A 12,415-nucleotide genomic window follows, 5' to 3' on the forward strand; every position below is an offset into this window, starting at 1 on the left:
TACGAGATAATACTATGCCTATCTTGAACCGGACAGCCGTGCGACAAGCGCGGGCATGACGCGGTTGCACGGAATTTGTTAACCTGGATTCGAAGCCCTGCCGCGGTCCCAAGGGGACATCTGGACCGCGAGACTTCAGGCTCGCCCTTCGCGGCCCGCCAATTCGACCGACGCGCAAGTCGCGCCCCTTCCCACCCCGCTATTCGCCGGTGTATTCAATCCTCCGCTCCAAGGCCCGCCGCCCGGCGGCGCCCACTCCGGGTTTCCCCATGTCGGACGTCGGCGAAGCGCCGAATAGTTTCAAGCGGCTCGCCTTCCTCTCCTCGGGCACGCCGGAGGCCGAAGAGGCGCGGGTGCGGCTCGTCGGCAAATATGGCGATGTCCCGCCCGAGGACGCCGATTGCATCGTCGCGCTCGGCGGCGACGGCCTGATGCTGCGCACGCTGCATCGCTTCATGGGCGCCGGCAAGCCGATCTACGGCATGAACCGCGGCTCGGTCGGCTTTTTGATGAACGAATATCGCGAGGGCAATCTGCGCAAGCGCATCGCCGGCGCCAAGCCCTCGATCGTCCATCCGCTGCTGCTGCGCGCCATCAACACCCATGGCGACGAATTCACCGCCCACGCGATCAATGAAGTCTCGCTGCTGCGGCAGAGCTCGCAGATCGCCAAGATCCGAATTCTGGTCAATGGCCAGGAGCGCATGCCGGAGCTCGTCACCGACGGCGTGCTGGTGGCGACGCCGGCGGGCTCCACCGCCTATAATCTCTCCGCCAATGGCCCGATCCTGCCGCTCGACGCGCCGCTGATGGCGCTGACCCCCATCTCCGCCTTTCGCCCGCGGCGCTGGCGCGGCGCGCTTCTGCCCGACCTCGCCAAGGTGCGGCTGGAAGTGCTGGAGGCGGAGAAGCGCCCGGTCTCGGTGGTCGCCGACCATGACGAGTTTCGCGACGCGCTTCACGTCGAGGTGGAGATGGACCACGCGACGGACCTCGTCCTGCTGCACGATCCCGGCCATTCGCTGGAGGAGCGCATTCTGCGTGAGCAGTTCGGGTGAGCGCGTTTTGCATGAGAGGCGCCGAAATGAGTCGACGAAGTTCTGGCCTTGCCCTCGCCATTGTGGCGGTCTCCGCCGGCGCGCTCGCGCAGCAGCGGCCGCATGGGGGCTTTCACGGCGGCGCCGGCCGCGGTCCCGCCCCCGAGGGGGAGGACGCCATTCTCGCCACGGCGAGCGAATGGGGCGGGGCGCAAGGCGTCTACACCTGCGAGCAATGGCGGCAATATCTACAGCGCATGTATAATGTCGCCGACAAGCGCCATCGCGGCTTCTTCGACGCGCAGGATTTCGAGGCCGTGCGCCGCATCAGCCCGGTTTTTCGCGGCGCGAGCTTCGAATATTTCGACATGGCCGGGAAGGGCAGGGTGACGAAAGCGGAGTTCCTCGCTTTTCCGAGCCCCTTCTTTCAGCGCTACGACAAGAGGGGGAGCTGCCGCGTCCTGCAGGAGGAGATCGCGCGGGCGCGGCCCTCCGGCTCCGGCGCGCAGCGGCCGTCCGACGGCGCGGCGGGCTTTCCGGGCCGCTCGCCCGGCGGGGGATTCGGCGGCGGCTATGGCGGCGGCTTCGGCGGCGGCGGCTTCGGCCGCTGACGCTAGAAGCGCTTTCCGATCGAACGGAATCGTTCGATCGATTAGAATTCGCTCAAACGAAAGCTCTAGCGCGGATCGGCGCGCCATTGCGGCGCGTCGGGCGTGGTGAAATCGAAGGTCCACAGCAGCGGCCGCAGCGCGTTGACGCCGAGAATGAGCGGCGCGTCGCGCCCGAGCGCGCGGCGCAGCGGCCCGAAATCATAGGCGATCACATAGAGGTCGCGCAGAACGCGCCCTTGGCCGAGATCGATCTCCGCGACCTTGTAGAGCTTGGCGGAGATCGCCGCGCCGCTTGCGTCGCTCGCATGCGCCTTCTCCCGCGCCGGCTTGAACAGCGATCTGTGCCGTTCCAGGAAGCGCCGGTCGACGGCGGAGAGCTCCGCCCCGCTGTCGACGAGGCCGATCGCCTCGGTGCGGCCGAGCCGCGTCCCGACGCCGACGAGCCGCCCGTCCGGCCCGAGACGGCGCAGTGGCGCGAGCGGTCCGGCGGCGCCGGGAAACATCATCCGCCGTCCGTCGAGATCGAGCGTGAAACGGGCGTTGCGGAAGAAATCGAGCCCGAGCAGATCGTCGCCGCCGCTCTCCTCGCAGCGCGTCACGACATATTTGCCGCGGCCGATGTTATTGCCCTCCTCGGCGACGAGCTGGACGTTCTGCGCTTCGACGTCCTCGCAGCGCGTCGTCCGGCCCGAGGCGGATTCCGACTCGCTGCGGCCGACCGGCGGAAGCTCCGCATTCCAGGGCGCCGCGCGCAGCCGCGTGCTCGACGCGCCCGTGTCGAGGCGCATCGTCCCCAGCACATTGCCGAAGCGCGCCGCGACATGGATGCGTCCGCCGCCGTGCTCGCCGTCGGTCACGGCGAGAGCGACGACCGAGCTTTCGGCGGCGAGAGCCGGCCGGCTCGGCGCGGCGAGGCAGGCGAGAGCGGCGATGAGGGAGCGAAGGCGAATCATGACGGCGATCCTGGACGCGGCGGCGCGACAGATTCCGTCATTTCGCCATGTCTGCAAACGCGGAAATCCGCCCATGGTCACGTTTTCGCCGCCGATTTCCGGTTGAGATGACGGACGCCGCGCCGCCTGCGGCCGGGACGATCACGGAGACTGTCATGACCAACACAACGCCGAGAACATTCGCGGGCGCCTTCGTCGCGCTCGCCATCGGGGCCGCGACGCTCGCGACGGCCACCCCTGCCGCGGCCGGCGACCCGGGCGCGGCCATTGCAGCCGGCATCGGCGGCTTCGCGCTCGGCGCGCTCGCCGGCAGCTCCGCCCGCCCGGCGCCGCCGCCGCCGCCCTATTACGGCGCGCCGGCCTATTACCCGGCCCCGGTCTATGAGGCGCCGCCGCCCTATCGCTGCTGGCGCGAGCGTCGCCCCGTCTTCGACGAATATGGCGACGTCGTCGGCTATCGCCGGGCTCGCGTGTGCGAATAAGCGCGCGGGTCGCGGCGGCGCCCTGCCGAGGCTCGCTTCGAAGCGTCGACAAGCCGAGCCGAAGGGCTCGCAGTCCGAAGGCGCGCCGTCTGGACCGCGCGCCTTCGGCCCGCTTTTCCCGCGCCACATCAGTCATTCCCACAAGCAACCATCGAGTGAAGCTCTCCTACGCCTTGCGGAACGCACCGCGAACGCATAGAGTTGCGTTCATGATTTGTTTATGAACGCTCGTCACTATGCTTCGCGCCGGCGGTTCGGCGCCACCGGGGGCTGCTCGCAATGCTGACCAAGAAACAAAGCGACCTGCTGCGCTTCATCCATGAGCGCTTGAAGGAGACCGGCGTGCCGCCCTCCTTCGACGAGATGAAGGACGCGCTGGATCTGCGCTCGAAGTCCGGCATTCATCGGCTGATCCTCGCTCTCGAGGAGCGCGGCTTCATCCGCCGCCTGCCGAACCGCGCCCGCGCGCTCGAGGTGCTGCGCCTGCCGGAATCGGCGACGCCCCGCGTCGCCCGCGGCGGCAAATTCTCTCCTTCCGTCATCGAGGGCGCGCTCGGCCGCGTCCGCCCGATGGCCGAGCGCGCCGAGAGCGATGTCGACCAGCAGGTCGCCGTTCCCGTCATGGGCCGCATCGCCGCCGGCACGCCGATCTCCGCGCTGCAGAACCGCAGCCACACCATCTCCCTGCCGCCCGACCTGCTCGGCGCTGGCGAGCATTTCGCGCTCGAGGTGCGCGGCGATTCGATGATAGACGCCGGCATTCTCGACGGCGACATCGTCGTCGTGAAAAAACAGGACAGCGCCGACACCGGCGACATCGTCGTCGCCCTCATCGACGATGAGGAAGCGACGCTGAAGCGGCTGCGCAAGCGCGGCGCGTCGATCGCGCTGGAGGCGGCCAATCCCGCCTATGAGACGCGCATCTTCGGGCCCGACCGCGTCCGCATTCAGGGCCGGCTCGTCAGCCTGCTGCGCAAATACTGACGCGGCCGCCGCAGCGGCGCCGCCACGATCTCGCCGCCCTTTGTCGTCATCGTCCGCGCACCCGGGCCGGCGCGGCCCGCGCTCTGGCGCGGCGGCGCGACGCCGTCCGCGGCCGCCCCGTCAGCAGGACCAACCCATGTCGAATTCGACCGGCCTTTCGCGCGAGCTCGACCGCCTGAGGACGGGCATGCGCCAGGGGCGCGCCGTCATGCGGGGGCTGTCGCGCGGCTGGATCGCGGCGATGCTCGCCGTCGCCGCGATCGGCCTCGCCGCGGCCGTCGCGCCCTGGACCTTCTCGACGGGCGCCATGCTCGAGGAGATCGCCGGACAGATCGAGGCCTCCTGCGGCCTCCGCGCGGCCGCCAAGGGGCGCTCGACTTTCTCTCTGTTGCCGCGTCCGCATATTACGATCGAGGACGTCGCCTTCGCCGATCCGTCCTTCGCCTTGACCATCGAGTCGGAGCGGCTGCGCGGCAATGTCCGGGTGCCGCCTCTGCTCGCAGGCCGCCTCGAGCTCTCCGACGTGGAGCTGCTGCGTCCCCGCCTGTCGATCGCCCTCGATCGCAAGCCGATGAGCGCGAGCGGCGCGGCGGCGCGCGCCGCCGCCGCCCGGCCGTCCACGCCGGAGGCCGAGAGGGCCGACCGCGCGCCGCTCGGCTCCGTCGCCATCGTCTCGGGCGAGGTCCGCGTCCTTTCCGGCGACGGCGCCCGCGAGGAGAGGATCGAGAATGTCGACGCGACGCTCGATTGGACCTCGGTCGGCGCCCCGGCGATGTTCGACGCCGCCTTCTCCTGGCGCGGCGAGCGGCCGCGGGCGATGCTGTGGGTGCAAAAGCCCGGCGCGCTGCTGCGCGGCGAGACCTCGCCGATGATGATGCGAATCGATTCCGACAATCTGCGCCTCGAGGCGGATGGCGTCGCCCAGAGCGGGCCGAAGCCGCGCTTCAACGGCCGGCTTTCCGCCTCCTCGCCGTCCCTGCGCAATGCGCTGCGCCTCGCCGATGTGTTTGCGCCGCTTCCGGGGCCTTTCGAGAATGTGCAGCTCACCGCCAAGGCCAGCGTCGGCCTGCGCGACTTCCAGCTCACGGAGCTGCATTTTTCGGCGGACGAGAACGACTTCGAGGGCGTTTTCGGACTGCGCCACGACGGCGACCGGCCGATCCTGCACGGCACGCTCGCCAGCAGCTTCGTCTCCTTGAAGCCGATGACCGCCGACGCGCCCGCGCTCATCGGGCCGGACGGCCAGTGGAGCCGCGAGACTTTCGTCCTTCCCGCTATCGACGGCGCCGACGTCGACCTGCGGCTCTCGGCGGCGCGGGCGCGCATTCTGCGGCTCAACCTCGAAGACGCCGCTCTGTCTCTGATGCTGCGCGGCGGCCGTCTCGAGGTCGCGCTGGCCGAGGCGCAAGCCTACAAGGGGTCGGTCAAGGGCCGCGTCACGCTCGCGGCCAACGCCTCCGGCGCGATCGAGCTGCACGCCAATGCGCAGACGCAGGCGGTCGACGCCGGAGCGCTCGCCTGGGACCTCGCCGCGCGGCCGGATCTCGGCGGCAATCTCGACTCCAGCATCGTGCTCGACGCAGCCGGCGAAAGTCCGGCGGAAATGATGCGCGAGCTCGATGGGCGCGCGAGCCTCGTCCTGAGCGAGGGCGAGGTCGGCGGCATCGATCTCGAGCGCGCGCTGAGGCGCGCCGATAAGCGCCCATTGTCCAGCGCGCTGGACATTCGCTCCGGCCATACTCTGATCGACCGCGCCGCCGCGACGATCAAGATCGCCAAGGGGGCGGCCGCGATCGTGGACGGCGAGGCGCGCGGACCGGGCTTCTCCCTGGCCTTCGCCGGGTCGGCCCGCATCCCCGAGCGCAGCCTCGCGATCAAGGCGCAGGCGCGCGAGGCCGATGCCGCCGGCTCGCCGCGCGACAATGGCGTGCAGATCGCGTTCGATGTCGTGGGCGGCTGGGATGAACCGTCTTTCGCTCTGGACGCGGCCGCGCTGATCAAGCGCTCCGGCGCCGCGGCGCCTCTGCTGCCGCGCATCGAGCCCGGGACGGACCGCTGAGTTTCGGCTGTTCGGTTGCGGCCGGCGGCGGAACGCCGGCGGCAAAACAGTCGCCTCCGGCGCGCGGCTCCTGTATAGATCGGCTGGCGGGCGCCGCGACGCCGCGCGGGAGTAACGAGCCGTGGACCATTGGACGCCGGGAAGTTGGCGGGACAAGCCGATCGAGCAGACGCCCGTCTATGCGGATCAGGCCGCGCTCGCCGACGTCGAGCGCCAGCTCGCCGGATTTCCGCCGCTCGTCTTCGCGGGCGAAGCCCGCAGCCTCAGGCGCTCGCTCGCCGAGGTCGCGGGCGGGCGCGCCTTCCTGCTGCAGGGCGGCGACTGCGCCGAGAGCTTCAGCGAGCATTCGGCCGACAACATCCGCGATTTCTTTCGCGTCTTCCTGCAGATGGCGGTGGTCCTCACCTATGCGGCGGCGTCGCCCGTCGTGAAGGTCGGGCGCATCGCCGGCCAATTCGCCAAGCCGCGCTCCGCGCCGTTCGAGACGCAGGGCGACGTGGAGCTGCCGAGCTATCGCGGCGACATCATCAACGATATCGAGTTCAGCGTGAACGTCCGACGGCCGGATCCGCAGCGCCAGCTGATGGCCTATCGCCAGTCGGCGGCGACGCTGAACCTCATCCGCGCCTTCGCCACCGGCGGCTACGCCAATCTCGAGAATGCGCGTCGCTGGATGCTGGGCTTCGTGCGCAACAGCCCGCTCTCCGCCCGCTACTCGCAGCTCGCCGACCATATCAGCGAGACGCTGGGCTTCATGCGCGCCATCGGGCTCGATCCAGAGCATCATCCGGAGCTGCGCCAGACGGATTTCTACACCTCGCACGAAGCGCTGCTGCTCGGCTATGAGCAGGCGCTGACCCGCGTCGACTCGCTCGAGGGCGGCTATTTCGCGACCTCCGGCCATTTTCTCTGGATCGGCGACCGCACGCGCCAGCCGGACGGCGCCCATATCGAATATGTGCGCGGCATCCAAAATCCCATCGGCCTCAAATGCGGCCCGAGCCTGAAGCCCGATGCGCTGCTGCGGCTGATCGACGCCCTCGATCCGCAGAATGAGCCCGGCCGGCTCACGCTCATCTGCCGCTTCGGCGCGGAGAAGGCCGCCGAGGCGCTGCCGACGCTGCTGCGCGCCGTCTCGCGCGAGGGCCGCAATGTGGTGTGGTGCTGCGATCCGATGCACGGCAACACGATCAGCGCCGGCGGCCGCAAGACGCGGCCCTTCGATCGGGTGATGTCGGAAATTCGCACCTTCTTCGAGGCCCATCGCGCCGAAGGGACCTATGCCGGCGGCATCCATCTCGAGATGACCGGGCAGGACGTCACCGAATGCATCGGCGGCGCCCGCGACATTTCCGAGCGCGAGCTGCATATGCGTTACGACACGACCTGCGACCCGCGCCTCAACGCCGAGCAGGCGATCGAGGTCGCATTCCTCGTCGCCGAGCTGCTGAAGGCCGAGCGCCTCGCGCGCGGCGGCCACGACAAGGAGGCGGCGGAGTAGCGCGCGGTTCCGATACGCGGCCCGAGCCCTCGCGTGTCGTCCTTTTGGACGACGCCGAGCCGCGAGCGCAGCCGCGCGTTAGTCCGCCTCCTCCAGATGGGCGGTCGCCAGCCCGTTGACCTGCGCGATCAGCACCGGCGAGGCCTTGAAGGTCAGAACCTTGCGCGAGCAGATCGGAGCCTCGACGCCGGTCTTTGGATTGCGGCCGACGCGCTCGCGCTTGGCGCGCACGTTGAAGCTGCCGAAAGAGCGCAGCTTCACCGGCTCGCCGCGGACCAGCGCGTCGCTGATCTCCTCGAAAGTCGCGTCGAGGATCTGGCGGGCCTCGGCCCGCGACAGCGTCGGGCAACAGCTATAGACGGCCTCTCGCAGCGCGGCCCGCGTCAAAGTGCGCCCTGGCTCGATTTTCTTGGTCATGCTAAAGGTGCGGGCGCAAGCCTGCCCGCCTCGCGATTCTTCGAACGCGATTTCATGGTTTTTGCTCCCCCCTGCCGGCGCGCGTTTTCGGCGCCCATCCTGTTTCGGATTGTAAGCAGAACAATATTGTAGCCATACTTTCCCGACGGGCGCAAGTGCGCGCGGAATTTCCGCTGGCGGGCCCGCCAGTTAGCGACTTCTGGGGAGGGGGTCGCATCAGGCCGGCAACGCGACCTTGTGGCTCGCGACCGGGATCATCGCTCGCACCTTGCGGATGCGCTCGGGCTCGATTCGCGTCGACACGAGGCCGACGCCATCCGACGCGCGGGCGACGACATGGCCCCAAGGATCGGCGACCAGCGAATGGCCATAGCTGACGCGCGTCTCGTGGCCGGCCTTGTGGGCGCCGGTCTGGTCCGGCGCGACGAGATAGGTCTGGCTCTCGATCGCGCGGGCGCGCAGCAGCACCTCCCAATGATCCTTGCCGGTGACCATGGTGAAGGCGGACGGCAGAGCGATCATGTCGGCGCCCTTTTCTGCAAGTTTTTGAAAAAGATATGGAAAGCGTAGATCGTAGCAGATGGCGCAGCCGATGGTGAGTCCGTCGCAATCATAAGTGACGACGGCGTCGCCCGGCTTGAACGCGGCGCTCTCGCGATATTGGGCCCCGTCCGGGGCGGTGATGTCGAACATATGGATCTTGCGGTAGCGCGCGACCTCCTCGCCGCAGCGGTCGAAGGCGACGGTCGTGTTGTGGAGGCGCTCCTCGCCCGGGGCTTTCTCGAGAATAGAGCCGGCGTGGATGAAGACGCCATGGCGGCGAGCGAGCTCGCTGCACAGCGAGTAGGCGGGGCCGCCCGGCAGGGCCTCGGCGGCGGCGGCCTTGTCGGCGCGGGCGCCGCCGATGAAGTCGAACACTTCCGGCAGGCAGATCCAGTCGGGGCGCTCCTCGCGGACGGCCTGCTCGATCAGCGCGCTCGCGGCGGCGAGATTGGCGGCCTTGTCGCTGACGGAGTTCATCTGGATCAAGGTGATTTTCATCGGCGGGCGGTCCTCGCGGGGCCGCGGGCGAGAGGCGCGCGGCGCCCCCATGTTAAGCAGAGATTCGGGCGCCGGCCAATGGCGAGGCGAATCCGCAAGGACTCTGCCGGCCAGAGGCCGCCGGAAGGATTTTGCGCGTCCAGGCCGATATTCGCGTTGCAAAGAAGCGTCGATGCTTCTAATTTCCGCCCCGCTGACGGGCCGCCATAGCTCAGTTGGTTAGAGCACCAGATTGTGGATCTGGGGGTCCCCCGTTCAAGTCGGGGTGGCGGTACCATAAATCGATCGCAGCTCGATCGCGCTCGCAAATCGATCATTCGGACATCGGCCGCTCGATAATGGCTGCCTCGCGGCGACCGTCGAGAGGGGCGCCGCGTCTTCGCCGTGGAGCGAGCGCCTGCGAGCGCCGCGCCATCGCTGCCGGAGGCGGCCGCGACGACGGTCGAGTCGCCGGGCGCGCCGCGCCGGATCGGCGAGCGCGCCAAAATCGCGATCTCTAACGCGGCGGCGCGCATCGCCGGTCGGCGTCCTTCGGGCGAAATCGGCGCGCGACCGAGCTGCGCCTGCATCGAACGCGACCGTGCCCCGCCGCTCGCTTCGCCGGCAGCGATCGCGCGAAGCCGCAGACGAGGAAATCGGTCGGCCAAACGGGTAATTTGGTCAGGCTTTCGTGGATGCGCCGCAAACTACGGAACTCGCCGGATAGATGCGCCGCTGCAGAGCAGGCTATGTGCAGGAGACGCGCTCACGCGGTGTAGTCGGGGACGAGTTCGACTCCCCCCTAGTGCGGTAGCTTTGTCGCCGCCGCGATCCCTCTGCGGCCGCAGCCATGTGTCTCCGACCGCCGCCGACGCTCGCGCGCGTCACGGGCCAGCCCGCTACCGCACTCCGCGCCGTTTCAGAGGAACATGTTTCGATGAACTTGCACGCGTTGGATCTGCGACGAGCCGCGTTGACGCGAGAACAACAGGAGTCGGACCCATTCGATAATTCGGCGTCGCCGGCGACGCCGGCGCGCCTCGCCTCGGTCGAGCGAGAGGCGCTCGCCGATAGATCGCCGAAAGCGGAACAGGACCGCGTGCTGACAAATGCAGAAGCGCGCTCCTGGATCGTCGCCTCGGCCGGATTTCTGGCGTTGATCGCCGCCAGCGGCTTCAGCGCGGCGCTCTATGGCCGTCCCGCATTCGGCTCGCCCGACAGCATCTGCGAATTTCTCGGGGTCGGAATGACTGCGGGATTGCTCGATTGGGGCGCGAGCAATGTGCTCGGCGCCGACAATCCACGCGCCATCTCGAAACTCGAAAAGCGCGTCCGCCTGGCGCTGTCGTCATGGGCCGCCGCCTGCGCGATGCTGCTGCTGATGATCTTCGTCCTGAAGGTCAGCGACCATTTCTCCAGAGCGACGATGCTGACGTTCTTCGTGACCGGCCTTCTCGCCGTGACGGCGGTTCGCGGCGTGCTCGCTCCGGCGCTCGTGCGAGCGACGCGGCGCGCCGCCTTGCGACGGCGCGGCGCGCTCGTCATCGCCGATGCGTGCAATCCGGCATTGCTCGCGGTCGTTCGAGCGCTTCGCGACGTCGGCTATGATTCGCCCATCGCCGTGACGATCGACGTCTCGCGTTCGCAGGAGCATTGGCCGGAACAGCGCCGCCGCGTGCTCGATCACATCGCCTTCTGTGCGAAGACCATGAAAGCCGGCGAAATCTTTCTCTGCGGCTCGGGCATTCCAATCGATCGCCTGAAAAGCCTCGAGACCGGTCTCAGCCTCATTCCGCGTTCCTTGTTCTATGTGCCCGACGACGCCGTTTCCCGAGTTCTCCGAGGCCGGCAGATCAGCGAGCTCGGAGAGCATGTGACCGTCGAAATTCAGCGAGAGCCGCTGTCGCGTTTCGAGCGAGCGGTGAAGCGGATGATCGATCTCGCCGGCGCGACCGTGCTCTTGATCGCGCTGCTGCCCGTCCTCGCCATCGTCGCGATCGCGATAGGCGTCGATAGTCCTGGACCGATCCTGTTTCGTCAAACGCGATTGGGACTGGGCGGACGTCCTTTCGACATATTGAAGTTTCGAACCATGCATGTCACCGAAAACGGATCGCATGTTCGGCAAGCGCGACGAAACGATGCGCGCGTCACCAAGGTCGGCCGCGTGCTGCGACGCACGAGCCTCGACGAGCTGCCTCAGCTGATCAATGTCATCAAGGGCGAGATGTCGCTCGTCGGCCCACGGCCGCATGCGATCGCGCACGACGAGGAGTTTGCCAAGATCATCGAAAACTACGAAATTCGCCAGCATGTGAAGCCGGGCGTCACGGGATGGGCGCAAGTCACGGGTCTGCGTGGAGAGACCCCTTCTCCGGATGTCATGGCGAAGCGAATCGACGCCGATCTCTGGTACGCCGCCAATGCGAGCATCTGGCTCGATGTGCGGATCATTCTGCGAACCGCCATGATCATATTGACCGAACGCGACGCATATTGAGGTCGGGCCAGACGGGAGCATCCGCGTCGTTCCGATGCCGGCGCTCATTTTCGATGTGGCTCTTTCGGAGCCTCTCGCCAGGAGTATCGATCGTATGATTTTCGACGAAGGCTCGCCGATGATGAGGCGGGCGTGGCGCTCTCTGCTCGCGTTGCTGACGCTGGAGTGCTCGATCCTTCTGAGCGGCTGCTCGACCACAGAGGCGAGCTTCGATCAGGCCGCCACGAACTCGATCGGATCGTCCGCTTTGCCGGCCGCGGACAGCGTGCAAGCGGGCGCCGATTTCACGAGCGCCGAATATCGTCTCTCCGCGCAGGACATCGTGCAGATCGAGGTGTTCGGATTTCCGAGCTTGAGTCGGACCGTGCAGATCGACGGCTCCGGCCGCGTGTCATTCCCGCTGATCGGCGCTGTGACGGCCGCCGGGCGCACGACGAGCGAATTCGAGAGGGAGCTCGCGGCCAGGCTGGGGACGCGATTTCTCCGCTCGCCGCAAGTGACCGTTCTCATCAAGGAGTCGGTCGGGTCTCGCGTCACTGTGGAGGGCGCGGTCAGGAGGCCCGGCGTCTATCAGCTGAAGGGGAAGACGAGGCTGGTGCAAGCGCTGGCGTTGGCGGAGGGCATCAATGACGTCGGCGACTACACCGTTTCATTGATCCGGGTGTCCGGACAGCGGCGCTTCACCGCGAAATATGACGTGTCCGCTATTCGATCCGGAAAGGCCGAAGATCCATTGGTGTATGGAGGCGACACGATCGTCGTCGAGGAATCCGCGGCGCGCATGGGCGTGCAGGTCTTGAAGAGCACTGTTCCCACGCTCGTGAACGTCGGAGCGCGACCGTGGTGATCGC

The 12,415-nt window shown here is 67.9% G+C and carries 11 protein-coding genes and 1 tRNA gene; 9 read left to right on the plus strand and 3 right to left on the minus strand.

Going from position 1 to position 12,415, the window contains the following annotated elements:
- The first annotated feature begins 269 nt into the window (after nt 1–269).
- Together K3F48_RS19735 and K3F48_RS19740 are read left to right on the plus strand one after the other, a co-directional pair.
- On the plus strand, nt 270–1,058 hold the full coding sequence (locus tag K3F48_RS19735) for an NAD kinase (protein ID WP_222577155.1): 789 nt from the start codon (nt 270–272) through the stop codon (nt 1,056–1,058).
- A 26-nt stretch (nt 1,059–1,084) separates the two neighbouring features.
- On the plus strand, nt 1,085–1,648 hold the full coding sequence (locus K3F48_RS19740) for an EF-hand domain-containing protein (RefSeq protein WP_255609428.1): 564 nt from the start codon (nt 1,085–1,087) through the stop codon (nt 1,646–1,648).
- Nucleotides 1,649–1,713: 65 nt separating this feature from the next.
- Here the strand turns inward: K3F48_RS19740 and K3F48_RS19745 are convergent, their stop codons facing one another.
- Nucleotides 1,714–2,601, minus strand: coding sequence for a hypothetical protein (locus tag K3F48_RS19745; protein ID WP_222577157.1), 888 nt, complete (start codon nt 2,599–2,601; stop codon nt 1,714–1,716).
- Nucleotides 2,602–2,756: 155 nt separating this feature from the next.
- Here K3F48_RS19745 and K3F48_RS19750 point away from each other — a divergent pair, with 155 nt between their 5' ends.
- The 4 genes from K3F48_RS19750 to K3F48_RS19765 all read left to right on the plus strand — a co-directional run bounded on the left by K3F48_RS19750 (nt 2,757) and on the right by K3F48_RS19765 (nt 7,627).
- Nucleotides 2,757–3,083 carry a hypothetical protein gene (locus tag K3F48_RS19750; protein ID WP_222577158.1) on the plus strand — a complete coding sequence of 109 codons (327 nt, stop codon included), beginning with the start codon at nt 2,757–2,759 and terminating at the stop codon, nt 3,081–3,083.
- A 279-nt stretch (nt 3,084–3,362) separates the two neighbouring features.
- A complete protein-coding gene (gene lexA / locus K3F48_RS19755; protein WP_222577159.1) occupies nt 3,363–4,067 on the plus strand; it encodes a transcriptional repressor LexA in 705 nt (234 codons plus the stop codon).
- A gap of 136 nt (nt 4,068–4,203) precedes the next feature.
- The gene (locus K3F48_RS19760; protein ID WP_222577160.1) at nt 4,204–6,126 is read left to right on the plus strand and encodes an AsmA family protein; all 1,923 of its coding nucleotides are present in this window, start codon (nt 4,204–4,206) and stop codon (nt 6,124–6,126) included.
- A 121-nt stretch (nt 6,127–6,247) separates the two neighbouring features.
- Entirely contained in the window at nt 6,248–7,627 is a 1,380-nt protein-coding gene (locus K3F48_RS19765) for a class II 3-deoxy-7-phosphoheptulonate synthase (RefSeq protein ID WP_222577161.1), read from the plus strand.
- A gap of 78 nt (nt 7,628–7,705) precedes the next feature.
- Here the strand turns inward: K3F48_RS19765 and K3F48_RS19770 are convergent, their stop codons facing one another.
- Together K3F48_RS19770 and K3F48_RS19775 are read right to left on the minus strand one after the other, a co-directional pair.
- Entirely contained in the window at nt 7,706–8,044 is a 339-nt protein-coding gene (locus K3F48_RS19770; RefSeq protein WP_222577162.1) for an integration host factor subunit alpha, read from the minus strand.
- A 216-nt stretch (nt 8,045–8,260) separates the two neighbouring features.
- A complete protein-coding gene (locus tag K3F48_RS19775; RefSeq protein ID WP_222577163.1) occupies nt 8,261–9,085 on the minus strand; it encodes a carbon-nitrogen hydrolase family protein in 825 nt (274 codons plus the stop codon).
- A gap of 200 nt (nt 9,086–9,285) precedes the next feature.
- Here K3F48_RS19775 and K3F48_RS19780 point away from each other — a divergent pair.
- From K3F48_RS19780 to K3F48_RS19790, 3 genes are all read left to right on the plus strand, one after another.
- Nucleotides 9,286–9,362: transfer RNA gene (locus K3F48_RS19780), tRNA-His, on the plus strand.
- Between the two features lie 675 nt (nt 9,363–10,037).
- Nucleotides 10,038–11,564, plus strand: a complete 1,527-nt coding sequence (locus K3F48_RS19785; RefSeq protein ID WP_222577164.1) for an exopolysaccharide biosynthesis polyprenyl glycosylphosphotransferase — start codon at nt 10,038–10,040, stop codon at nt 11,562–11,564.
- Nucleotides 11,565–11,658: 94 nt separating this feature from the next.
- Nucleotides 11,659–12,411: a polysaccharide biosynthesis/export family protein gene (locus K3F48_RS19790; protein WP_255609431.1), complete on the plus strand. Its 753-nt coding sequence runs from the start codon at nt 11,659–11,661 to the stop codon at nt 12,409–12,411.
- Nucleotides 12,412–12,415 lie beyond the last annotated feature (4 nt).

This window comes from Methylosinus sp. Sm6 (genome assembly GCF_019802345.1).
In the GTDB taxonomy this organism is placed as follows: Bacteria; Pseudomonadota; Alphaproteobacteria; order Rhizobiales; family Beijerinckiaceae; genus Methylosinus.